This window comes from Candidatus Profftia lariciata (assembly GCF_020541265.1).
In the GTDB taxonomy this organism is placed as follows: domain Bacteria; phylum Pseudomonadota; class Gammaproteobacteria; order Enterobacterales; family Enterobacteriaceae; genus Profftia; species Profftia lariciata.
In genome coordinates, this window is the sequence record NZ_CP045925.1 from 660,926 (window position 1) to 687,373 (window position 26,448).

15 protein-coding genes are annotated in these 26,448 nt (G+C 21.7%); 4 read left to right on the forward strand and 11 right to left on the reverse strand.

Annotated elements, in window-relative coordinates; genetic code table 11:
• Positions 1 to 847: 847 nt before the first annotated feature.
• Positions 848 to 1,759, forward strand: coding sequence for a sugar phosphate nucleotidyltransferase (locus GII40_RS01555; RefSeq protein WP_226813105.1), 912 nt, complete (start codon positions 848 to 850; stop codon positions 1,757 to 1,759).
• Positions 1,760 to 1,851: 92 nt separating this feature from the next.
• On the opposite strand, the gene hns is transcribed toward GII40_RS01555, so the two are convergent.
• The gene (hns, locus tag GII40_RS01560) at positions 1,852 to 2,259 is read right to left on the reverse strand and encodes a histone-like nucleoid-structuring protein H-NS (RefSeq protein WP_226813106.1); all 408 of its coding nucleotides are present in this window, start codon (positions 2,257 to 2,259) and stop codon (positions 1,852 to 1,854) included.
• Between the two features lie 4,549 nt (positions 2,260 to 6,808).
• Between hns and gshB the strand changes: the two genes are divergently transcribed.
• The gene (gene gshB / locus GII40_RS01565) at positions 6,809 to 7,756 is read left to right on the forward strand and encodes a glutathione synthase (RefSeq protein ID WP_226813626.1); all 948 of its coding nucleotides are present in this window, start codon (positions 6,809 to 6,811) and stop codon (positions 7,754 to 7,756) included.
• A 1,803-nt stretch (positions 7,757 to 9,559) separates the two neighbouring features.
• Here the strand turns inward: gshB and hemW are convergent.
• Together hemW and rdgB are read right to left on the reverse strand one after the other, a co-directional pair.
• A complete protein-coding gene (hemW, locus tag GII40_RS01570; protein WP_226813107.1) occupies positions 9,560 to 10,696 on the reverse strand; it encodes a radical SAM family heme chaperone HemW in 1,137 nt (378 codons plus the stop codon).
• Positions 10,689 to 11,285 carry an RdgB/HAM1 family non-canonical purine NTP pyrophosphatase gene (rdgB, locus tag GII40_RS01575; protein ID WP_226813108.1) on the reverse strand — a complete coding sequence of 199 codons (597 nt, stop codon included), beginning with the start codon at positions 11,283 to 11,285 and terminating at the stop codon, positions 10,689 to 10,691. Before rdgB ends, hemW begins: the two co-directional genes overlap by 8 nt.
• A 595-nt stretch (positions 11,286 to 11,880) precedes the next feature.
• Here rdgB and rluC point away from each other — a divergent pair.
• Positions 11,881 to 12,846, forward strand: a complete 966-nt coding sequence (gene rluC, locus GII40_RS01580) for a 23S rRNA pseudouridine(955/2504/2580) synthase RluC (RefSeq protein WP_226813109.1) — start codon at positions 11,881 to 11,883, stop codon at positions 12,844 to 12,846.
• Between the two features lie 253 nt (positions 12,847 to 13,099).
• On the opposite strand, the gene GII40_RS01585 is transcribed toward rluC, so the two are convergent.
• The 8 genes from GII40_RS01585 to thrS form a co-directional block, all read right to left on the reverse strand.
• Complete coding sequence (locus GII40_RS01585; RefSeq protein WP_226813110.1) at positions 13,100 to 13,678, reverse strand: Fe-Mn family superoxide dismutase; 579 nt, start codon at positions 13,676 to 13,678, stop codon at positions 13,100 to 13,102.
• A 1,184-nt stretch (positions 13,679 to 14,862) separates the two neighbouring features.
• Complete coding sequence (locus tag GII40_RS01590; protein ID WP_226813111.1) at positions 14,863 to 15,159, reverse strand: integration host factor subunit alpha; 297 nt, start codon at positions 15,157 to 15,159, stop codon at positions 14,863 to 14,865.
• A 4-nt stretch (positions 15,160 to 15,163) separates the two neighbouring features.
• Complete coding sequence (pheT, locus tag GII40_RS01595; RefSeq protein WP_226813112.1) at positions 15,164 to 17,554, reverse strand: phenylalanine--tRNA ligase subunit beta; 2,391 nt, start codon at positions 17,552 to 17,554, stop codon at positions 15,164 to 15,166.
• Positions 17,555 to 17,568: 14 nt separating this feature from the next.
• Positions 17,569 to 18,552 (reverse strand): phenylalanine--tRNA ligase subunit alpha, encoded by a 984-nt coding sequence (gene pheS / locus GII40_RS01600; protein WP_226813113.1) that lies wholly within the window; start codon positions 18,550 to 18,552, stop codon positions 17,569 to 17,571.
• Between the two features lie 884 nt (positions 18,553 to 19,436).
• Positions 19,437 to 19,793, reverse strand: a complete 357-nt coding sequence (gene rplT, locus GII40_RS01605) for a 50S ribosomal protein L20 (RefSeq protein ID WP_226813114.1) — start codon at positions 19,791 to 19,793, stop codon at positions 19,437 to 19,439.
• Between the two features lie 42 nt (positions 19,794 to 19,835).
• The gene (gene rpmI / locus GII40_RS01610; protein ID WP_226813115.1) at positions 19,836 to 20,033 is read right to left on the reverse strand and encodes a 50S ribosomal protein L35; all 198 of its coding nucleotides are present in this window, start codon (positions 20,031 to 20,033) and stop codon (positions 19,836 to 19,838) included.
• 99 nt (positions 20,034 to 20,132) lie between these two features.
• Entirely contained in the window at positions 20,133 to 20,675 is a 543-nt protein-coding gene (infC, locus tag GII40_RS01615; RefSeq protein ID WP_226813627.1) for a translation initiation factor IF-3, read from the reverse strand.
• On the reverse strand, positions 20,671 to 22,608 hold the full coding sequence (thrS, locus tag GII40_RS01620; protein ID WP_226813116.1) for a threonine--tRNA ligase: 1,938 nt from the start codon (positions 22,606 to 22,608) through the stop codon (positions 20,671 to 20,673). The genes infC and thrS overlap by 5 nt, the downstream gene beginning before the upstream one ends.
• 3,191 nt (positions 22,609 to 25,799) lie before the next feature.
• Between thrS and greA the strand changes: the two genes are divergently transcribed.
• A complete protein-coding gene (gene greA / locus GII40_RS01625) occupies positions 25,800 to 26,276 on the forward strand; it encodes a transcription elongation factor GreA (RefSeq protein ID WP_226813117.1) in 477 nt (158 codons plus the stop codon).
• The last annotated feature ends 172 nt before the right edge of the window (positions 26,277 to 26,448 follow it).

The window sequence follows — 26,448 nt, forward strand, 5'->3', positions numbered from 1 at the left end:
AAATTTTTATATATACTTATAAAAGTATAATAAATAACTCAACCATTATTTAGAGTTATTAATATAATTTATAAAATAACAAAAGATTTTTTTACAATGATTCTCTATAAATGAATTATGATTATAAAACAATCATTATCTTATTTAAGATAGTATTATATTAAAAAAATTTTCTATGGTTTATTTATTAATAATATTAATATTTCTTATATCTCAAAATATAAGTGCATTATAACATAAATAATACTATTTATTATTATTTATAGTACTTCATTGCTTAAAAATATTTATATAATAATTATATAATATTAGTATTTTAATACCTTATAATTATATTATGTTCAGGATATAAATATTTTACAATAACATCCTAATTGTAAACCAGTAAATAATACATTTATATATTTAATATAATTCATGTAAAGATATATTATCAGTAACTATCTTTTTATGGTGAATATTTCTTATTCTAAGATTAATAAAGTCATTAATGATATAAACAGATTATAAAGTATATTGTACATATATTATTAAATGAGTATAATGATAATAAATAATCACATATTATTATATATAATTTATATGCATAAAAATAATGTAGATTACATAATCTATATATCTTTTTATTCGGAATAATATAAATATTATTATTAATAGAATAATAATTAATTATTTTTAATAAACATTAATAAATATATTCAGCATATAATAATATTACTAATATTAAGATTTATATTTATTATAATAATAAAATTATTTTATTATTGTATGAATAATAAAATTTATATAAAACAAATACTTTAATTATAGTGTTTTATATTTATTCATAAATATTTCGAGAACTGACATGTCAACAGTAAATAGAACCATAAAAACAGCTATTATACCTGTTGCTGGACGTGGAACACGTATGCTACCAGCAACTAAAGCTATTCCAAAAGAAATGCTTCCCTTAGTAGATCAACCAATGATTCAGTATGTTGTTAATGAATGTATTGTTGCTGGTATTCATAAAATTATCTTGGTAACTCACTTTTCAAAAAATTCAATTGAAAATTATTTTGATACTAGTTTTGAATCAGAAGATTTCTTAAAAATGCGTATAAAACATCAAATATTATATAAAGCACAATCTTTATTTCCTAAAAACCTTACTATTATACCTATACGTCAAGGACCTGAACGAGGACTTGGACATGCCATTCTTTGTGCTTATCCACTTATTGATTATGAACCATTTATTGTTATATTGCCTGATGTTATTTTAGACTTTAATGCTACTGATATAAATAAAGATAACTTGAGTGACATGTTATCACGATATAGAGAAACTGGTTACAGTCAAATTATGGTTAAACCAGTACCTATAGAAGAAGTATTCAATTATGGAATTGTAGATTGTAGTAATGTTGCACTCAAAGAAGGTCAAAGTACTCCTATAAAGACTGTTATAGAAAAACCTTTAATAAATCAAACACCATCTAATATGTCTATAGTTGGTCGTTATGTACTATCTCCTACTATATGGGATGTATTACCTAAAACACCAATAGGCATCGGTAAAGAAATGCAACTTACCGATGCTATAGGTCTTCTAATGAAGCAAGAAACTGTAGAAGCATATTACTTGAAAGGATTTAGCCATGACTGTGGTGATAAGATGGGCTATATGAAAGCTTTCGTAAAATATAGTATGTGTCATACTTCATTAGGTAAAGAATTTACTGCTTGGTTAAAGTCTTTAGATTGCTTTAATTAAATAAAATAATTTTTATAGCAATTAAAATAATAAACAATCATTTATTTAAAATAAAACATTATTACTAGTATAGTTTGTAATACTTTAAAACATTATAAAAGGAAATCATTTAAAGATTTACCATGTTCTTCAATTGCTTTCTTTATTACTGCTGGGGTACGCCCTTGACCAGTCCAAGTCTTAATTTCGTTATTTTTATTAATATACTGATATTTAGCTGGACGTGTAACTCTTTTAGCTTTAATCAGTGTTTTACAAGTAGCTATGCTCTCCAGTAGTTCATTAGGATCAATACCATCTGCAGTAAGCATTTCACGATATTGTTGTAATTTACGTGTGCGTTCTTTGAACTCTGTTTGAGCTTGGTTCTCTTCTTCACGACGCTCCTGTACGACTACTTCTAATTTTTCAAGTAGTTCTTCTAAAGTTTCTAAAATACATTCTCTAGATTGTGCACGAAGAGTACGGATGTTATTTAGAATTTTTAATGCTTCGCTCATTTTGTTAATCTCAAATTCAATTGTTATGGCGCATTTCAATAATAAAATGACAGTATATTTAACTCAATAGTAAATTATATATATTTAAAAAATATTTTATAAGATAAAAATAATTAGCATAACAACGGTTGTATTACCTTCCGATAATAACATTGATTGTTATTATTTCGTTTAGATAATAGAAACATGTTAATTTTAAAGCACTATAAACTAATTATTTAATATATAAAATATACATAATATTCAAGAATATTTTATTAATTAAATATATTTTTGAACTATTCTGATTATTAATAAATTATTTAAAAATAAATAATTTATTTATATAAATAATTTTGTTTAATTAAACAAAATTTCAATATATTTTTTTGTTATAGTTACCATAATTTTATCAAAAATATTTTTTTATTTAATAAATCATAATACTATACTAATAATACTTTATTAAACCATATTCAATAAAATAAATCACTAAACATAGCGTAATAAATTTATTATTACTTAATACAATATAACTTTTATCTTGAAAAGATATATTTTTTTAATTTACTATATAACTATTATGCTCCGTATATTATTATTAATAATAAAACATTGTTTAAATATTAATATTTAAATTGTATAGATATTAATATTTGTTCCCTATGACCAATACCTTATAGGTCATGATTTATTTAATAAATAAAAATATTTTATATAATAATAAAATATCTATAACTAAGTAAAGTATTTATTAAATATTAATAGTATTAAACTAAAATATTAATTTATAATATAAAATTAATATAATGTATTTATTTTATAGGAATAAATAAAAGATTTACAGTATAAAAATTTTATTAATTACATTAATTTTATACTATGTATTATATATTAGATAAATAGTACTAATAATATATAAACAAATATACTTTATATAAGTACCGTTATAATCATAAATAAAATAACTAAATTTTAGTATTAATACTTTATTGTATCATTATTGATTATATTAAAAATAGAAAGTTAATATAATAATAATGAATTTTTTATTAAAAAAACTCATTATTATTATATAATAATAGTTATTGTATTTTATAAAAAATTTTTATACAAATTGATACTTTATCATAAATTTATATCAAATAAATATATTATTATAGTTTATGTATAACATTATTGATCAATGATTAAAAAGTTATAATATTCTAAATATTATAATATTGTAACTAATTACAATAAATTAAAAATTTTCTTTAAATTTTATAATTTAATAACTTATATTGCAGTATAACAATATTTTAATGTAATTTTATACAATAAATTATTATAAATAATATTTAGTTTATTATACAGTTAAATTAATTATTATAAATAATTGTGACATTAAAAGATATAATGATATATTTTTTATTAATAACTACTATAATATTACAATTCATTTATAATGATATTTTATTATTACGATTAAAAAAAATAATAAATTATTTATAAAATAATATATACTTTAAATTTATTAAAATCATATCATAATATGATATTATTTAATATAAAGATATTTATATTTTAGTAAAAAATAAATTTTTTATTAAAATACATTGTATTCTATAATTATAATATAATATATAATCAATATATTAATTAATAAAAATACATTTAACATAACATCAAAAATATTAAATATAATATCATTCATCTCTTATAAGCAAATATATTAAAACTAAAACTAATTTATTTATTCTAGAAATCAGTCTAGAAATATAAAATATTATGTTATAAATAAAATAATTATGTTCTTAATTTTTTAGTATATTTACCTATAAACTTTATAAGTATTTTATTAATCTAGATAATTTTAATATTATTAGATATAATATAAATAATTAATCAATAGAAATTAAACATTTTTATTAAAGAACATCAACATATAACATGATATAGCCTGAATACTGATAATCGATATAAAATATTAATTAAAGTTTAATTTGAAAAATTTGATTTATAAAAAAATATTCATAGTATAACATGAATTATTTATTTTTAATAAAATATCATAACAAATTTTATAGTTAATAACTATTATTTTACAATAAAATAAATTTATTATTGTTCATTAACTTATTAAAAAATATAAAATCGAATATTATGGATTATATATATAATCAAAATTATAATACAAACATAACAACTATTATGCATTATTAAAAATTAATATAGTTATTGCTTTTTATAAATTATCAATTGATATTTATGATTATAAAAATTAATTGGATAAATTGTATGTTTTTATATAAAATATTTAAAACAAAGTAATAGAGTAAAATGCTACATCTAATATTAGATATTGTATAATTATTCATAATTGATATTTATATAATATATAATATAAAAATATTAATTATATATAATAGTTATTATAATATTTTTTAATTTTAAAAAACATTATATTTACTCATATGAATAAGATATAATATTTTTAATATATTGAGTATATAATTAATAAATAATACAAAGAGATGATTATTTTTTATTAAAAAATATATTTAATATAAAAGATATTTGCTAATAAATAACTAATATAATTAAAGTATTATAATTTATTTTATTAGTACTGATAAAAATACAAAGTTGTATGTTAAGATATAAAATAATAAAACTTAATATTGATATTATACATATCTTTATAAGATAAATAATTTTACTACTAATCTTAGTATAACTATTTATCACATGTATTGACATATTAGATGTTAAATAATGATTTTAGTTAATTAACTAATTAATAATATATTTAAGTTAATATAATGCCTGTATAAATATATTAATATATAAAATATTTATTTAATTACTTTTTAAAAGAATAAATCTATCATAATAATACATTATTATTAATCACTTAAAATATCTATCAGTATATATATTAATATTTTATTATTTTATTTTAAAAATAACATAATATTTTCATAAATTAATTATAATTAAGGTTATATATTATATATGTTTTTTTATCTAGTGTGATGACAATCAATTAATAATTATTATATCGTATTATGCATCTGAATCATAATATTAATATATTATATTATTAAATTTTTAAGTATATTATAATTATATAATTATTAATAAATAAATTATACTAATAAAAATAAATTATCATAAGTAATTCTATATTAGATCCAATATTATTAAATAATCTATTATACATCAATCATATCCTATAATATACAAGAATTATATTCTTGTATATTATTATCAATAAGATAATATATATTTATTATATCTAAAAATATTTTTTATCTTGTATAAAATTACTTATTTATTTTTTATGAGAATAAAATATATATTAAACTAATTTTATAATTGTATGATCAATCATATTGATGTTTATATTTTGAGTAATATTTATAATATACTACATTATAAATTAAAAATGATTATAGTCATAATATTTATCTCGGTCAAAAAATAGTTTTTTAATTAATAAACATTGTTTACATATTTTAATAATTGGCATATTGAATATGTATGCGTAATAAAATATATGATTGCCTAAAAGTAGATAATATATAGTATCCATTTAATAATTGTCTCTTTACTATAGAAAATTATACTTTATAAGTAAAAAATAACTATAATTTTATATTAAAAAATACTTATTAAATATATCTAACTATAATTATATAGTTATAAACTATAAATATTTTATTATTTTTACTTATAAAAATATTAACAATATCATAAAAAATAATTTCAGATATTTTAAATACTTAAAATATCTGAAATATAAAAGAATATTTATTATTGTCAATACATAGTATAAAAATTACTTTAAGTAATTTTTATTTTATAATTATTGTATTATTTTGTTTTAGTAATTAATATGATAGTTGATATAATCATTGAATTATTAGTTATTATAATAATATATACACATATTAACTTTATTAAATTATTCTTGTACTTTTTAAGTATCTTAAATAAATTAAATATTAAATATACTAATTTATAATAAAAATATATTATATAATAACATTTTATACAAATCTCATAAAATAAATAAATTATATAATCCTTATATTTATCATATATGATATATTAATATTATTATCTATTATTTCTATATAGAAATAATAGATTTTACTTTTATAGAAATAACAGAGAATGTATTTAAAAATCTTTATATTTATTATATAATATACAAATTTATCTTAATAATACGAACAAAAAATAAATAAAATTTTATTTAAAAAATTATTTTTTATTAATTTATAAATACATAATATACTATATTTTCTTTTGTATATCATAAATATATTTTTATAAAAACTATTATATAATATCAATCAATTATTTAGTATTTTCTAAAATATAAAGTATAAATTTGATATCTTAATAAAATAATAATATACTAAATATTAATACTTTATTAACATACTAATAATATGACTTACTAATACTATTAGTATATTTATTATCTATATTATATATTATTATATATTATTATATTAATAATTTTTTATTTTTTAAAAAATATTTTTAGATATGTATGAGCAAGTTTATCGGAAAAATTATGATTAAATTTGGTATAGTAATGGATCCAATATATTCTATTAATATAAAAAAAGATACTAGTTTTGCGATACTGTTAGCAGCACAGCGTCACAATTATGAATTATACTATATGGAAATAAAAGATCTTTATATGTATTTAGGGGAAAGTAGAGCACATATTAGATTGCTTCATGTAAAAGATGACAAAAAAAACTGGTATAATTTTTATGGAGAACAGGATATTAATTTATCAGAACTAAATGTTATCTTAATGCGTAAAAATCCTCCTTTGGATGCTGAATTCATATATGCTACCTATATTCTTGAGCATGCTGAATATAAAGGAACGTTAATAATTAATAAGCCTCAGAGTCTACGTGACTGTAATGAAAAATTATTCACATCACATTTTTCCTATTTTACGACAGATACTATCGTAACTAGTAACGCGGAACATATTTATAAATTCTATAAAAAACACGGTAATATTATTATGAAACCCCTAGATGGTATGGGTGGTAGATCCATTTTTCATGTAAAAGAAAATGATCCTAACCTATCCGTAATTATTGAAACTCTTACTAAATATAATAAACGTTTTTGTATGGCTCAGAAATTTTTACCAGAAATTAAATATGGCGATAAACGTATTTTAATAGTTGATGGTAATCCAGTACCATATTGTTTAGCACGTATACCTAAAAATGGTGAATCTCGTGGAAATTTAGCTGCAGGTGGTCGTGGTGAAGTACGTCCTCTCACCTTAAGTGATTGGACTATTGCATGTAAAGTAGCTCCAGTACTAAAAGAAAAAGGCCTATTATTTGTTGGCTTAGATATAATAGGAGATCGCTTAACAGAAATTAACGTTACTAGTCCAACTTGTGCTCGTGAAATTGAAATGGCATATCCTAATATTTCGATAACAGATATGTTGATAAATGCAATTCAAAAAAGAATTTTGTAAAAAATAATATTTTATTACTTATTGACTATTGAAATATACTATATTATCAGTATTATATAATTTAATAAGCATGCTAACAGAAGTTATTACAAATATATATTATAATAAATGCAATATAATTCAATTATTAATTATTTATTAGTATAATTATTAAAATAATAACTTACTAAAAAATTAGTATAAAAATATTAATTAATTATTATATCATAATGTCAATATATATTATATTTTAAATTACTAATAATTTTTTCTATGATTATTAATATTTTGTATAATTTATTTGATAACTAAATAATTTTTATTCATATATTTAGCTGATTACTAAATTAGTATATAGATATATTTTATGTTAAAAATAAATATCATATTTATTGTATTAGCTTAATTTATTTAAATTATTTTATATAAGTTATAAATTTATAATAAGCATATAATAAAAAAATAAAATATATTTTTTAATATTGATTATAATCATCTTCATTTGATTATTGATTAAGAATAAAATAAAGTAAAGAAAATATAAATGTCATGAACTTATATTTTATATAGTAAATCTTCTAGATTAACGTATAGATATTTATAATACGTGTTGTATATTTAATTATTAGTACTTTTATTAAAGATAATATATACATCTATAAAAATATAATACATATATATAATATTATTTTTAATATAGTTTTTATATATAAAAATTATTGCTTACTTGTTGATAATAAAATAATATTATTGTATAATATTCTATCGATCTTATATAATACTCATGATATAATTATTCAAAAATTTAATTAATAAACATATAAATTAACATAATTAATATTATTAAATAAACTTTAATTTATTAAATTTTATAGACTATAAATTATATATATTTTTTTATATATAATACCTTATTTAAAACTAATCTTATTATTATAAAATAATAATACATTAATAAAATATATAATAATATATTACATATGTAATATAACTACAATATATACATTAAGCATTACAAAAGATTTTTAATGATTCAACTAACTAAGTTTATATATTATTATTGAATAATATATTTATTATTTTAGTATGAAATAGTTAAGTTATGCAATGTAATTAATTTTTTTATAAAAAATAAAATGTAATATAAATTATTTTTAAAAAAATATACTATATGATAAATATCAAATATATTTAATATAGATACAAATTATTATCTTAATAGACAGAATAGTAGTTAATAATATATTGTAATTATTAAATATTTTATATATTTATACTTTATTAGTATATATATACTATATATGATTATTCATTAATTTTATTTATATAGCTAGTTCTTACTATAATAGTATATTAGTATTAAATAATTAAGATATATTTTATATATAAGATTGAAAATATTTTATAAAAATCTTTGTTTAACTATTTTAATATCTTTTATAGATTATGTTAATATAATTAAATATACCAATAAATATATTATTAATATAATGTATTTACATAAATTTTTTATTTAAGACAAAATGATCTATATGATATGCAAGATCTTTGTAAGATGTAGTAATATTTAAATTAAAATATTTTTTAACTAATATATAAAGTACTTTATATTTAGCTAATATATAAAAATATTATTTTGACTAAATAAAATTAAATTTATCTATTATTTAATATTAGTTTATTAAATATAAAAATATAATTTCTATATTATTAGAAATTTTATTAAAATATCTCAGTGATCATAAAATATATATACAATAAATATATTGATATATATCAAAGATATAATTATTTAATTTATGTAAATCTAAATAAAATTTATTTTTATAAAAAAATTTCTAGTAAATCATTTAAAAAAAGCTTCCCATATTTTGTTATTTGCCAATATTTTGTATTTTCCATAATATATTTTTTTTGTATAGCAATATTTATTTTATCTCGAATAACTTTTTCTTTAAGTCCTGTATAAGATTCAAAATCTATACGTGGCATAGGTTCAAGTAATCTAAAACGATTCATAAAAAACTCTAATGGCAAATCATCTTTAGCCACTTTATGTTTTCTGTCTATATAACGTCCCTGCATATATCCACGTGGATGACGTGTTTTTACCATGCGCATAATACAAAAATGATCTAATGTAAGTTTACTATGTGCACCACAACCAATACCAAGATAATCACCAAAACGCCAATAATTTAAATTGTGATAACATTGGTAACCAGGTTTAGCATAAGCTGAAATTTCATATTGTTGATACCCAAAAGAACGTAATAATGTATTTCCGTAATAAAAAATATTCCATAATATATTATCATTAGGTAATTTTGGTGGTTTTGAACTAAATAATGTATTTGCTTCAATAGTAAGTTGATACCAAGATAAATGTTGTGGATTATATAGCTCAATTACTTGACGTAAATCTTCCAGAGAATTTTCTAAAGATTGATCGATTAGACCATACATAAGATCAATATTTAAGCTATTTAATTTTAGCGCTTGTACTAAAGATATTGTTTTTTTTGCTTCTTCTGGTTTATAAGTGCGTCCTAATTTATTAAGTTGCTTTTTATTAAAAGTTTGAACTCCTATAGACATACGATTAATACCAGCTTTTTGATAAGCAATAAAACAATTTTCTTCTAATATTCCTGGGTTAATTTCCATGGTTACTTCAGCATTTGTAATTACAGGTAAGCGCATACGTATACCATTCATTAAATAATTTATACTTGCTACATCTAGTAAATTAGGTGTACCACCTCCAATAAAAATTGTACTAATTTTACGTCCAATAATTAATTTTAAATCAGCATCTAAATCTGATAATAAATGTTTTACATATTCCATCGATGGAATATATCTTTCTTTTAGGACATGAGCGTTAAAATCACAATATGGACATTTCTTAATGCACCACGGAATATGAATATAAAGACTAAGTGATGGTAATTTAAACATTACGCATAGATTCCAATAATATTCTTAACGCCTGACCACGATGTGAAATCATATTCTTTTTTTCTTGATTCAATTGAGCAGCAGAGCAGCCAAGTTCAGGAATATAAAAAATAGAATCGTAACCGAATCCATCAATACCTAATGGCTGAAAACTAATTTCACCTATCCAGCTACCATGACATATCAAAGGAGCTGGGTTATCAAAATAATTTAAATATACCAATACACAATGAAATGTAGCTTGACGTTTATTTTTGGGTACATTTTTTAGTACTTCTAGTAACTTCTCAATATTTTTACGGTCATTTACTTGTTTGCAACCAGAATATCGTGCTGAAATAATACCTGGAGCACCTCCTAAAATATCTACAGATAAACCAGAATCATCAGCAATAGCGGGTAATCCAGTAATATATGCTGCATGGCGTGCTTTTATAATAGCATTTTCAATGAATGTCATACCTATTTCTTTAATAGAATGCACACCTAATGCAGTTTGCGATACAATTTCTAACTTAAAATTAGCTAGTAAACTTACTATTTCACGTATTTTACCTTCATTAGTAGTTGCTAGTACAATTTTTTGCATAATAAATCCTATATAATTACTAGTATTAGTTGATAATATTAAAAAATAATGCTAAAATTATCATTTATAATTACTTTATTAGTTTTTATCTATATTAGAAAATATTATATTATATACAATATACATTTATACAATATTACTCATTAAAATATCTATGCTAATAAAAACATATCTTATTTAAAGTAAGATAAGTTATTAAATATTATTAAAATATGTATCTAATATATTATTATATATCTTTTTTACACACTTAACCTAATAAATAGTAAATATAAAATATTTTAATTAAAAATTATATTATTACAGATAATATATACAAACATTAATAATAATTGATGTATAAAGAGTGATATCATAAAGATGATTTTATTAAAAAATACTTATATTGTATTAATATATGTAATATTTTTTTGATGCATGGCAATAAAAAAATAATATTTATTAAAAATAAAAGATATATAAATATTATTTTATAAATAAAATATTTATTCTTATAACTTATAATTATTAATAAAAAATTATTGTTATATATTTTAAATATAATTAAATAAGTATTTTGTATATAGAACAACTAAAGTTTATTACTTTGAAAGATATGCATAAAACACAACTACAATTAGTTACTATTACCTCTGATCAGGCTAGACAACGTATTGATAATTTTTTGCGCAATCAATTAAAGGGTGTGCCAAAAAATATGATTTATCGTATAGTCACAAAAGGTGAAGTACGTGTTAATAAAAAACGTATAAAACCACAATATAAATTACAACTAGGAGATAAAGTACGCATTCCTCCCGTAAACATTGCTCAACGTAATAAAATATTTATTTCTATAAAAACAAATAAAATAGCATCTTTAAATTATTGTATTATATTTGAAGATGATTATTTATTAGTACTTAATAAACCTTCAGGAACTGCAGTACATGGTGGTAGTGGTATAAAATTTGGTATTATAGAAGCTTTACGCGCATTACGTCCTGAATCATGTTTTCTAGAATTAGTACATCGATTAGATCGTGAAACATCTGGAGTATTATTAATAGCAAAAAAACGTTCTTCGCTGCGCATTCTTCATGAGCAGTTACGTATAAGAGAGATGCGTAAAGATTACTTGGCATTAGTACATCATCAATGGCCATCATATTGTAAAGTTGTTAAAGTCCCATTATTAAAAAATATTTTACAAAGCGGACAGCGTGTTGTACAAGTGAATACTTTAGGAAAACCTGCAGAGACATACTTTACAGTAGAAGAGTATTTTGATAATGCTACTCTAATTAAAGCTCGTCCTGTTACGGGGCGTACTCATCAAATTAGAGTACATGCTCTTTATACAGGACATCCTATTGCTTTTGATAATCGTTACGGGGATCGTCAATTTGATCTTTTACTAAAAGATACTGGTTTAAATCGTTTATTTTTACATGCTACAACATTAAGTTTTAAACATCCTAATACAGGTAAATTTATTGTAATGAAAGCACCTTTAGATCATACTCTTAATTATTGTCTAAATTTATTGCGTAAAAAAACATATACATTAAAAGAATTCTAATAATTTATATTTATACGTAATATAAATATTTATTAATGTTAATATAATGTTTATTATTATTAATAAATATTTATTGATCTTATATTATTTATATAAAAAACATACTAAATATTATTTTGTTATATAAAAATATTTTTTATAAAATAATATCAAAGATATATAATACTTTACTTATTACTTATAAAGTTACTGATAATATAATAAAACTTAAATCATTAATTAATAATTTAAGTCTAATTATATTATTTAATAATTATGCTATATTTTTAGTGACAAAATCCCAATTTATAAGAGACCAAAAATTTTCTAAATATTTAGAACGCATATTACGGTAATCAATATAGTAAGCATGCTCCCAAATATCAACAGTGAATAGTGGTTTATCGTAATTATTAATTATAGTATCTGCATTAGAAGTATTTACTATAGCCAACTTATGATCTTCTTTTTTAATTAACCAAGTCCAACCAGAACCAAAATTATTAATTGCAGATTGAATAAATGTTTTTTTAAAAATTTCAAAAGAACCAAATGATTTATTAATTTCTTTAACTATATTATCAGTAGGATAGTTACTGCCGTTTGGAGATAGAGAATTCCAATAAAAAGTATGATTCCAAACCTGAGCAGCATTATTAAAAATACTACCAGTAGAATTTTTAATAATGTATTCTAATGTTTTATCTACAAAATCAGTACCTTGAATAAGATTATTGAGATTCATTACATAAGTACTATGATGTTTACCATAATGATAGTTTATAGCTTCTTCGGAAATATATGGTTCTAATGCATTGTTTTTATATGGTAATGTAGGTAGTGTAAAAGACATTGTATTATTTCCTATGTATTGTTATACTTATAATTAAATACTATATAAATAAATATTTAATGCTTAAAAATATTATTATCACTATAATAATATTTTATAAAAAATAAATATTGATCCAAGAACAGATTAAATTATACTTGATCTATTATTAGTAAAGATTATAATCAACTATAATAGTATACTCATATTATTAACTAAATATATTAAATAATATATAGTATTTTATGATAATACTTGCAAACCTAATCTAGGTATATTAATGCGCTATAATATAGATTAGATGAAATAATATCATTTAATTGAGTAAAGTTAAATAATTTATTTATATTATTTTATATTTAAGTTACTTTTATTTCATATATACGAGTAAAATATCTTTTTATTCTTAAATATTAAGATGAATATGTATAATAAATGTTTATATTATATATATAGTAAATTTATGAAATATTTAAAATTAAATTTTGTCATTTATAATATATAGATTTATTCATCTATTAATATATTGATGAGCTATTATTATGAAATTAATTATATTAATTAATATAATTTTAAAAAAATACAATAATAATGTAAAAATGTGTTTATATCCATAGTTAATATTTAATAATAATTATCGTATATAAAGATATGTATATAATATATTAAAATATATAAATAAACAGTATTTATATTATTATTGTATTTATTAAATATCTTATTTATAATTTCTAGAAATTAATAAATAATTAATTTAGTTTTCTTAAGTAATCCTGAAAAACTGTATGAAATAATATTAAATTATTTTTAATATTTATATTATATACTGATTATTATTTTTATTAAAATTAATCAAGATAAAAACATTTATCTAAATATTGTTTAAATAAATAATTATACATATATTTTTTATGAATAGTTAAATTTAATAACTATTATTTCTTATTTCTTATAAATTAATATTATTATGATTTTTTTATTAATTAGTATGGCTACTTGAGCAAATCATTATTTTAATATCAAGTATAATTACTTAATGATTGTACGATCATATACTAACGTTACTAAATACATAATATCTTATATCTATTTTTATAATTTATAAAAACTAGATCAGTAATAAATTAGCTTATTTATATGTTATATTAAATAATTAAATTGTCAAAAATAAACTTTAAAAAACTAATTTAGTTTTTTATTTATTACTACATCCTTAAATATTGTTTCTTAACCATATTTTTTAATTTATGCCCAGCACTAAAAGTAACAACACGTCGCGCTGTAATCGAAATATATTCCCCAGTTTTTGGATTACGTCCTGGTCTTTCAGTTTTATTACGTACATTAAAATTACCAAAATTAGATAATTTAACTTGTTCACCATTTTCGAGAGCTTTGCCAATTTCTTCAAAAAATAATTCTACAAGTTCTTTAACATCTTGTTTGCTAATCTTTAGTATTTCAAATAAATATTCAGATATTTTAACTTTAGTAATCGTCATCGCTTTAATTCCTTAAGGATGCTTGAAATCGTTTTTGTAATGCCTTTACACATGTTGCCACAGTATCGGTCATTTCCTGTTCTTTTAGTGCGCTAGTAGTATTCTGAAATATCAAACTAATAGCAAGACTCTTGTAACCATGTCCTACAGTTTGACCACGATACACATCAAATAAATTTACATTAATAACTTTATTTATACTAACTTTTTTACATTCTGTTAAAATATCTTCTGCAGGAATATGGTCAGCGACAATTATAGCAATATCACGACGATTTGGTAAATATCGTGAGATTTTGCTAGCTTTTGGAATACGGCGTGTCGCTAGAGATTCCCATTCTACTTCAAACATTACTATATGATTATTTAAATGTAACTTACGTTCTAGCATAGGATGTAGTAAACCAATATAACCTATTCGTTTACCTGTTAAATAAATTGCTGCACTTTGTCCAGGATGCAAAGTAGGATGAATTTCTTTTTTAAATTGTACTTCATTTATTTTGCAAGTTAATTCTAAAATAGCCTCTACATCACCTTTAAGGTCATAGAAATCAACATTTTGACGCCCTAGAATCCAATGTTCTTGATAACGATTACCAGTAATAACACCAGCCAACATAACATCCTGAGAAACACCTAAACTAGAAGTAGTATTAGGAATAAAACGTAAACCAGTTTCAAATAAACGTATACGTGATTGTTGTCTATTTTGATTATATATTACTGCGGATAATAAACCTGTCCAAAGAGACAATCGCATAGCAGACATTTCTGTAGAAATTGGATTCGGTAATATTAAAGATTCTTTAGAAGGATGTAACAACATTTGAATATTAGGGTCAACAAAACTATATGTAATAGCTTCTTGATATCCACGATCTATTAACATAGTTTTAACGCGCTGTATTGGCAATTGAGCTTCACAATGTGTATTCATAATCAAGTCTGCTTTAATGGGTAAACTTGGAATGTTATTGTAACCATATATACGAGATATTTCTTCTACTAAATCTTCTTCAAATTCCATATAGCAAGACCAACTTGGCGCTATAACTTGCCATGTATCATTAAAAAAATGGATTTTAAAACCTAAACGTTCTAAGATATCGGTTACTTCTATATCAGTAATATGATAACCAATTAGACTATCTAATTTCTTACGACGCAATGTAATAGTATTAGGTTTTGGTAAATACTCTATATTAGTAACTTCAGTTATAGGTCCAACTTGACCGCCGCAAATATCAATTAGTAAACTAGTAGCACGTTCTATCGCTTTTCTTGGTAGGGTATAATCAACTCCCCTTTCATAACGGTGTGAAGCATGAGTATGTAAACATTGACGTCTAGCACGACCAGTAATATAAAGTGGATTAAAATATGCACATTCTAACATTATATCTTGAGTATCTGTATTTATACTAGAATATGCCCCTCCTATAATACCACCCATAGATAAAACTTTTTTTTGATCAGCAACAACTAAGGTATCTGCTAATAATGTTACATGATTACCATTCAATAAAATTAACTTTTCACCCTCTTTTTTTGCCATACGAACAACTATGCTACCCTCAATACGATGTAAATCAAAGGCATGCATGGGTTGACCTAATTCTAATAATACATAATTAGTTACATCAACCACAGGATTAACAGACCAAATGCCACAACGACGAAGTTTTTCATGCATCCATAAAGGAGTAGCGACATTTAAGTTAATGGATTTTATTACACGCCCTAAATAACGTGGACAAGCATTTACTGCTTCAACAGTAATAGGGCAAATATCTTTAATTATTGCAGGAACTGCTTCTATTTTTGGTTCATTCAATATTAATTTATTCAAAGTAGCAATATCACGAGCTATACCAATAATGCTTAAACAATCAGCACGATTTGGAGTTACACGTATCTCAATAATATTATCATTTAACTGTAAATATTCACGAATATCAGTACCTATTGGTGCATCTGATGATAATTCAATTATTTCATCATGATATTCGGAAAGACCTAATTTATGTAATGAACATAAAATACCTTCAGAACTTTGTCCATGTATTTTTTTAATTTCAACCTTAATGCCTCCTGGCAATATAGCACCAATAATTGCAACTGCTACTATAAGCCCTATATGACAAGTTTGTGTTTTACACACTATACGTAAAAAATCTTTTTTACCAATATCAACGTTAATAATCCATAATTTATTTGCTTTTGGATGTCTATTGCATTCTATAATTTTACCAATGTATACACCATTAAATGTGTTGAGAAGAGGTCTTACAACATCAACTTCTAGACCAATCATGGTAAGCTGTTCTGATAATTCTTCGCTACTAATATTTGGATTAACCCATTCACGTAACCAAAGTTCACTAAATTTCATTTTATAATAACGCCTTACCTAAACTGTTTTAAAAAATTTAGATCATTTTCAAAGTATGCACGTAAATCAGTAATGTTATAGCGCAGCATCGTTAAACGTTCAATACCCATACCAAATGCAAATCCGGAATAAAGATCTGGATTAATACCTACGTTACGCAGTACTTTTGGATGAACCATACCACATCCTAAAATTTCTAGCCATTTATCATTGGCACAAATAACGTCTATTTCTGCGGAAGGCTCAGTAAATGGGAAATAAGAAGGACGAAATCTTATTTTTAAATCTTCTTCAAAAAAGTTATACAAACAATTATATAAAGTACCTTTCATATTACTTAAATTAATATTTTGATCGATAATCAATCCTTCCATTTGATGGAACATTGGCGTATGAGTATGATCGTAATCATTACGATATACACGTCCTGAGGCAATAATACGTATTGGAGGTCTTTTTTTTTCAAGAGTACGAATCTGTATTCCAGAGGTCTGAGTACGTAGTAAACGAGTTGCATCAAACCAAAAAGTATCGTGATCAGTACGTGCAGGATGGTAAGAAGGAATATTTAATGCATCAAAATTATAATAAGAATCTTCAATTTCTGGACCAGTTTCAATAGTAAATCCTAATTCATAAAAAAATGTTTCAAGACGTTCTATAGTACGTGTAATAGGATGAAGTCCACCATGTTCCATGCGACGACCTGGTAGAGAAACATCTATAATATCTTGAGATAAATGTACATTTAATTCTAATAATTCTAAAGCTGATTTACGAATACTTAATATATTTTGTATTTCTTTCTTTGCTTTATTAATTATAACACCTATAGCTGGACGATCTTTTTCTGGTAGTGTATGCAGTGATTTAGCTAATAATGTTAAAGAACCTTTTTTACCCATATATGCAATACGCACTTGATTTAATGTAGTAATATTTTGAGCTTTTTCTGCATCTGCTTTTGCTTGGGAAACTAAATCTACAATATATTGCATTTCTTTCCTCTATTTATATGATGATCATCAATCTCCACAATGTTGTCTTTTTAATTCTATTGAATCACATGAAGTCAGAAGTACATTATTTATATCGTAAATAGTTATAATATTAGTCTTATAAAATAATATTAGCAACTATATGTGATGTATTATTTATGGTATAATTATACTATCTATAGATTTATCCAATCTATGTTTAGGTAGTAGTTATTTAAATATTCATATAAAATGATTGTCTGAGATTGAACAATTTAAAGTACTAATTGTTTTTATGTTATATTATAGTTTAATATTTCTTAGTGGATTATAAGTATTCTATCTATATACGATGGATACTTACATTAAAAATATACAATTTAATATATGTTGTTATTAATTAAATTTGATATTGAGTAATATAGAGCATGTAAATTAAATTTTTAATTTATTAAATACAACATGTTAAAATTATATAATAGTTATATTATTAATAAAATTATAACTAATCATGATAATATGTAATTATATAAAAAATATTAATAATATAATAATTTTTTTAAGATTACAATTTTTTAAAATTATACAAAACATATTTAATACTAACGTAACAAACTAGACAAAAAATTTTAATTTTTTTATGTTATTTTATTTACGCAAGTTAGTAATCTATATTAAGCATCTGAAAATAACAAAAATTATTGTACTAATAATATTCTTTAATTCAAGTTATTAAAATAATAAATACTAATTATTTTAAATAATTTTTCTTAAAAAAATTTTATTTATAATTATTTAATCTAATGTTATCTATTTTATGTAAAGCATATTGTATTATATATATAATTATTAAATAATAAAAATTATGAAAGAGGGATATTATACCCCTCTTTCATTTAATAATATTATATCAAAGCAGATTTTGCTTTTTCTACTAGAGTAGCAAATGATATTTTATCAAATACAGCTATATCAGATAAAATTTTACGATCTATATTAATAGAAGACTTTTTAAGACCATTCATAAAACAACTGTAAGAAATACCGTTTTGACGTGCGGTAGCGTTGATCCGTGTAATCCATAATTGACGGAATTTACGTTTACGTTGACGACGATCACGATAAGCATACTGACCTGCTTTGATTACTGCTTGAAAGGCAACACGATATACGCGCGAACGAGCACCGTAATAGCCTTTTGCTTGCTTAATTATTTTTTTGTGACGTGCGAGTGCAATTACACCACGTTTTACGCGAGCCATATGCTTTCCTTAAATCTTTTTTTTGATTCAAAAAACAATTACTTATGCGTACGGTAAACATGCTATAACTAAACTCAAATCTGCTTGAGAAATTTGACCTTTTGGACGCAAGTTACGCTTACGTTTAGTAGATTTTTTAGTCAAAAGATGACGCAAGTTAGCATGCTTATATTTAAAACCACCACTAGCAGTTTTTTTAAATCGCTTAGTAGCGCCACGCACAGTTTTCATCTTTGGCATTATGATTTCTACTCCGCATTATTAATTATGTGCATTAATAGGACAAATATTATTTTTTATACACATTATCATTAATAATTAATAATATTTTTTGAAGTTCTATTGTTTCTTTTTAGGTGCAAGAACCATGATCATCTGACGTCCTTCAATTCTTGTAGGAAAAAATTCTACTACCGATAATTCACTTAAATCTTTTTTTACACGATTTAGTACATCTATGCCTATTTGTTGGTGTACAACTTCACGTCCACGAAAACGCAGAGTAATTTTAACTTTATCACCATCTTGCAGAAAACGGACTAAACTACGGAGTTTTACCTGATAGTCACTATCATCAGTTCTAGGTCGAAATTTTATTTCTTTAACCTGAATAATCTTTTGTTTTTTTTTCTGTTCTTTAGTGGCTTTACTCTTTTCATATAGGAATTTACCATAATTCATAATGCGACAAACTGGTGGGTCAGCATTTGGGCTGATTTCTACTAAATCAACACCAAATTTTTCGGCTTGTGCTAAAGCTTCATTAATACTAACAATACCAATTTGTTCACTATTAATTCCTGTTAAACGCACCTCTTGAGCACGAATTTCTACATTAATACGATTAGAGCGTACCGGTTGAATTTTTTTTCCGCCTTTAATAACTTAATTCCTCTATTGGATGAAGACTACGACTGCAAATTTCTTTTTGCAATTTTTCGATTATTTCATGAATATCCATAGTTCCTAAATCTTTACCTCGACGAGTACGAACAGATACCTTACCTAATTTTACTTCTTTATCTCCACAAACCAACATGTATGGAATTCGACGTAAAGTATGCTCACGAATTTTAAAGCTTATTTGCTCATTTCTCAAGTCTGATTTAACACGAATACCAAAAGTTTGTATTTTTTTAGTTAATTGCGTGACATAATCAGCTTGTGCGTGAGTAATATTCATTATCTGTACTTGTAAAGGTGCTAACCAAGTTGGATAAAATCCCATATATTCTTCAGTTAGTATACCAATAAAACGCTCTATTGAACCAAGAATAGCACGATGAATAATTACTGGAGTTAAACGTTGATTTTTTTGATCAATATAAAAAGCTTTTAAACGACCAGGTAATGAAAAATCAAGTTGTACAGTACCACACTGCCATGCACGATTCAAGCAATCATACAAAGTAAACTCAATTTTAGGTCCGTAAAAAGCTCCTTCACCAGTCTGGTATTCAAAAGAAATATTTTGTTTTTTCAATGCTTGAGTTAAATCTTTTTCTGCTCGTTCCCATATTGCATCACTACCAATACGTTTTTTTGGACGAGTAGAAAGTTTGACTAAAATTTTTTTAAAACCAAATATGCTATATATGTCATATACCATCTTTATACAGCTTGTAACCTCATCATGTATTTGCTCTTCAGTACAAAAAATATGTGCATCATCTTGCGTAAAACTGCAAATACGCATTAAACCATGTAATGCGCCTGATGGTTCATTACGATGACAGCTACCAAACTCACTCATACGTAACGGTAAATCACGATACGATTTTAAACCTTGATTAAATATCAGAATGTGGCCTGGACAGTTCATAGGTTTAATGCAATATTCGCGATTTTCTGAAAATGTAGTGAATATTGCATTTTTATAATTTTCTAAATGTCCTGTTTTTTCCCAAAGTACGTGATCCATCATAAATGGACTTCTAACTTCTTGATAATTGTATTCTTTGAGTTTGATGCGTACGAATTTTTTAAGTTCTTGGAAGATTATCCAGCCATCATTGTGCCAAAATACCATTCCAGGCGATGTTTCTTCTATATGATATAAATTCAACTGTCTGCCAATTTTACGGTGATCACGTTTTTCAGCTTCTTCTATGCTTTTGAGATAATATGTTAATGCTTTTTTTTCTGCCCAAGCAGTACCATAAATACGTTGTAATACGATATTATTACTATTACCACGCCAATAAGAACCAGATGATTTCTGTAATTTAAAATGATGACAAAAACGCATATTAAGTACATGTGGTCCACGAGACATGTCAATATATTCTTTGTGGTAAAATAAATTTACCCGATCACAATGATTAATATTTTCATTTAAAATAGCTATTTTATATGGTTCTTGACGTAATTTAAAAATATTTTGTGCTGCTTGCCAACTGACTTGCTTTTTAATAACTTGATAATTCTTATTTGCTAATTCATGCATACGTTCATTTAGTAACTCAAGATCTTTCTTTTTTAAAATTTGATTAAGCTCTATATCATAATAAAAACCATTATCTATGACACGTCCAATTGCCATTTTAGTGTTTGGCCATAACTGCTTGATAGCATGTCCTAGAAGGTGGGCACAGGAGTGACGAATAATTTGTAAACCTACTTGATCTTTTGCAGTAATAATAGATACATCAGCATCAGTAATAATATGATCACAAGCATCTATTAATTTACCATTAACACAGCCAGCAATACAATGTGCTGCTAAACTAGGTTTAATACTCATAGCAACATCTATTACAGATATAGATTCATTAAATTGATGTTTACTACCATTAGATAAAGTAATAACGGGCATTTATATTCCTTATCTGTAACTATCTTTATACGAAGCAACTAGGTAAAAATAATTTATTTCTATAAAGTATATTATTATATATTTCATGTAATTGAATTTTATAAGCATCTAAATAATAGAGATATTATTAAAAAAAATAATTATCAATATAGTTTTCTAATTTATAAAACTACTCTATATAATAATATATTATAACATGACTATTATAAATAATCTAATATAACCCATTTTTAATACTACAAATATACTTCTAATCATGGAAATATTATTACAAATTAGAAATTGTTCTAAGTTTTATAATTTTTAATGTATACCGAATTGTAATTCAGTAATAGACATAACTAATAATATCAAATATTCTAAGATAATTATAAATCTAATGAATTTAAAATATCGGTAATAATACATCTAAATTATTAGATATTAAATATAATTTATTTGTATTACGATTAAACTGGTACTAATTATAATAGTGTATTAGCACAATTTTTTAAAAATTTTATTTTTTAGCGTTATAATACTAAAGTGGTTTATAATTATAGAAATAAAATTATTTCCTTATAAAATCGTGTTTTGTTAGATAATTTCTAACTTAATTAGAATAAATATTCATTAGCTTCATTGCTGTTATATTTAGTTATAAAATATTATAATAAATCTTGATTAGTATGAGATGATTATTCTTTTGATGCCAAAATTTATTCTTTTAAATTAACAATTAAAATAACATACAAATATATAATACAAAAGTTTAATGTATTAAAATTTTCTACTAAAAACATAATAAAATAAATGTTAATTATATGTAATGCAAGAACAGTACAATATTATTTATTATATATTTTATATAGTACATACTGTTGATTCTTGTATATAAAAAATATTTTTTGATTGATTTTAAAATATAAAGATATTCTTTAATGATTGTTATAAATTTATATGATTATATTAATAATAAATAAAGTTATTTATTATCACTTATAGTTTAATAATAATTATATATAGATTTGAAAATAGTAATATTGATATTCAGAAAAATATTCTTACTAACAAATATAAAAAAATTATATATATTAATAAACCTAAATCTTCATTGTTTAGGTACTTCACTTACATAGAATGTAACTTTTATTACAATAAATTTTTCATTTATATTATGAAATAACGTGTTATAATATCTTATATAAAAAATTAAAAAAATTTTTATATTATAAATCATTTTATGAAATAAATAAGATATTTTATATATCATAAAAAAATTTAAATAGTATTTTATTATTATAGTATGCATTACTTATAATTATCATAAGTAAATTAATTTTAATTATGATATATAGGTATATTATATGTAAAAATGATTTAGAGAACAAAAAATATTAAAACTTAACATTATATCTGCTAACTAATTACATGAGTTAATTAGTATTATATAGTTTTTAATGTATATAAATTTTATAATAAAAATTATTAGTACAATTACTCAGTAGATTACATCTTAACTACACTCCAAAAAATAAAAAATATTAACCAGGATTTTTTATTTTACTAAATAGTAAATAAAAAATATAGTTCTATTTTTATAATACATCATAATTATGATAATAATATTTAAATGTATTATTAAATAATTTTAATATATTAAATATGTTAAATAAATGTTTCTAAATCTAAGTATGAGAAGATTTATTATCAATTTTTTAATTATAATACAATGTAAAATATTAAGAAGTTTTAAGTAGTTACAAGATATTCATTTACTACTCATAAAATTTATTGTAAAACTATATCGTTATATTATTGCTATATAAATAAAATAAATTTTAGGTAAATAATTAGTTAAGAAAAAAATAATTATAAACTTACTATCAATAGTCAGTTATGATATTTTTTAAGTAAACATAAAGTAATAGAAATCATTAGTCATTACATTGATTTCATTTAATATATAATATTTACTTAATATTTTTAATAATTAAAATAAAATTTATGCAATCATTAAAGGGATAAGAACTTGATAATTTATTAAAATTATAGTATATTTTTATGCTCAATCATACTAACATATTATAAATACTACAATACTACACAATTAATATGTATTATGTCAAAAAATAATAAATATTATTTCATTAATAATAAAACATATTTAATAGTATCTTCAATGAATATTATATATAATAAAAACCAAAATAATATATCAATGCTTAATACCTTTAAAATATTTAAAATTATTATTTTTTGATAATAAAATATAATCTTTCTTTATTAGTCAGTAGTATACATAAGTTCAACGTTATGATTATAATAATAATGTATCATCACCTATCTAAAGTATGTTTAAGATAAACTAAATAAAATAAGTGTAAAAAAATATTTAATGCAAGAGAATAATTATATTTTTTGAATAAAAATATTTGTAATTAAATAGTTATATAAAATATTAAAAGATAATAATTTTAATGTAATTATGATTATATTATTTAAAATAAACATTAAAATATAAATTACTATGTATGGATGATAATACAGAAAAATATTTTTACAATGTTTTAATAAAAAAATCGTTTAATTATTACCTTTGTAAAGATATTTGTATTTAATAATAAAATTTAAAAAAATAAATTAAAATTTTATCGATGGGATGTATATTAAAATATACTTTGTGTATTTAATAAATAATTTATTCTAAGAATAAATACTATACTACGATAATCATTGAATGATCATAAGTATAGACAATGTAGTTTATTAGCATTATACTAATAAATTATAAAATAAAATTTTCATTGTTAAATTCAGCATTTTAAATTATGAATTTAAATCAGTTGTAGTTATGTAATCAAAGTAAAGAAACCATATATACTTAATTATGAAATTTTATTATTATCTATAAATATAAATAATTATTCTAATTAAAATAAACAATTATATATACAATACAACAATATTAAGTTTTATAACTAATCATTAAAATATATAACATATATGTTAAAGTTAAATATTTATAACTCATATATTTTAAATACAATATTTTTTATTGCATAATATATTTGTTAAACATGTAAACATTATAATACATGATGTATACCAAAACATATTATTTAAAATAACCTTATATTTTGTCTACTATATCACTTATTACAAGAAATTAATTAAGATAAAGTATAGCTCAAAAGGTAATTAAAACTATTATGCATAATATTCCTATGACGTTGCGTGGTGTAGCACAATTACGTGAAGAATTAGAGTACTTAAAAAGTGTTCGTCGTCCAAAAATTATTTCCGATATATCCGATGCACGTGAAAATGGTGATTTAAAAGAAAATGCTGAATACCTTGCTGCTCGTGAACAACAAAGTTTTTGTGAAGGTCGTATCCAAGAAATAGAAGCAAAATTATCTAATGCAAATATAATTGATGTTACTAAAATTTCAAATTTTGGCCGTGTTATTTTTGGTTGTACAGTTAGTGTGAAAAATTGTGCTGATAAAGATATACACACTTATTCTATAGTAGGTGATGACGAGGCTAATTTTAAACAAAATCGTATTTCTATTAATTCACCTATTGCACGTGGTCTAATCAACAAAAAACAGGGTGATATTGTTAATATTAATACTCCTAAAGGTCAAGTAGAATTTGAAATTATAAAAGTTATATATGTTTAATATATTAAAAAAACGTTAAATTATTTTATGATTAAGTAATGCTTTTAGGTTATAAAATAATATATCTATAATAATATATTATTATAAAAGCATACTAATTACCGATAAATTAATTATTGCATGTTTATTACAAGTATTAAAATTTTATGTATTATAGTTTGATCATATCAAA

Bases quoted from the DNA above. Each gene is read 5' to 3' on its own strand.
- rluC (WP_226813109.1), top strand. From the start codon at position 11,881: ATGCATAAAACACAACTACAATTAGTTACTATTACCTCTGATCAGGCT.
- GII40_RS01585 (WP_226813110.1), bottom strand. From the start codon at position 13,678: ATGTCTTTTACACTACCTACATTACCATATAAAAACAATGCATTAGAA.
- greA (WP_226813117.1), top strand. From the start codon at position 25,800: ATGCATAATATTCCTATGACGTTGCGTGGTGTAGCACAATTACGTGAA.
- GII40_RS01590 (WP_226813111.1), bottom strand. From the start codon at position 15,159: ATGACGATTACTAAAGTTAAAATATCTGAATATTTATTTGAAATACTA.
- GII40_RS01555 (WP_226813105.1), top strand. From the start codon at position 848: ATGTCAACAGTAAATAGAACCATAAAAACAGCTATTATACCTGTTGCT.
- hemW (WP_226813107.1), bottom strand. From the start codon at position 10,696: ATGTTTAAATTACCATCACTTAGTCTTTATATTCATATTCCGTGGTGC.
- gshB (WP_226813626.1), top strand. From the start codon at position 6,809: ATGATTAAATTTGGTATAGTAATGGATCCAATATATTCTATTAATATA.
- rpmI (WP_226813115.1), bottom strand. From the start codon at position 20,033: ATGCCAAAGATGAAAACTGTGCGTGGCGCTACTAAGCGATTTAAAAAA.
- hns (WP_226813106.1), bottom strand. From the start codon at position 2,259: ATGAGCGAAGCATTAAAAATTCTAAATAACATCCGTACTCTTCGTGCA.
- rplT (WP_226813114.1), bottom strand. From the start codon at position 19,793: ATGGCTCGCGTAAAACGTGGTGTAATTGCACTCGCACGTCACAAAAAA.
- thrS (WP_226813116.1), bottom strand. From the start codon at position 22,608: ATGCCCGTTATTACTTTATCTAATGGTAGTAAACATCAATTTAATGAA.
- pheS (WP_226813113.1), bottom strand. From the start codon at position 18,552: ATGCAATATATTGTAGATTTAGTTTCCCAAGCAAAAGCAGATGCAGAA.
- rdgB (WP_226813108.1), bottom strand. From the start codon at position 11,285: ATGCAAAAAATTGTACTAGCAACTACTAATGAAGGTAAAATACGTGAA.
- pheT (WP_226813112.1), bottom strand. From the start codon at position 17,554: ATGAAATTTAGTGAACTTTGGTTACGTGAATGGGTTAATCCAAATATT.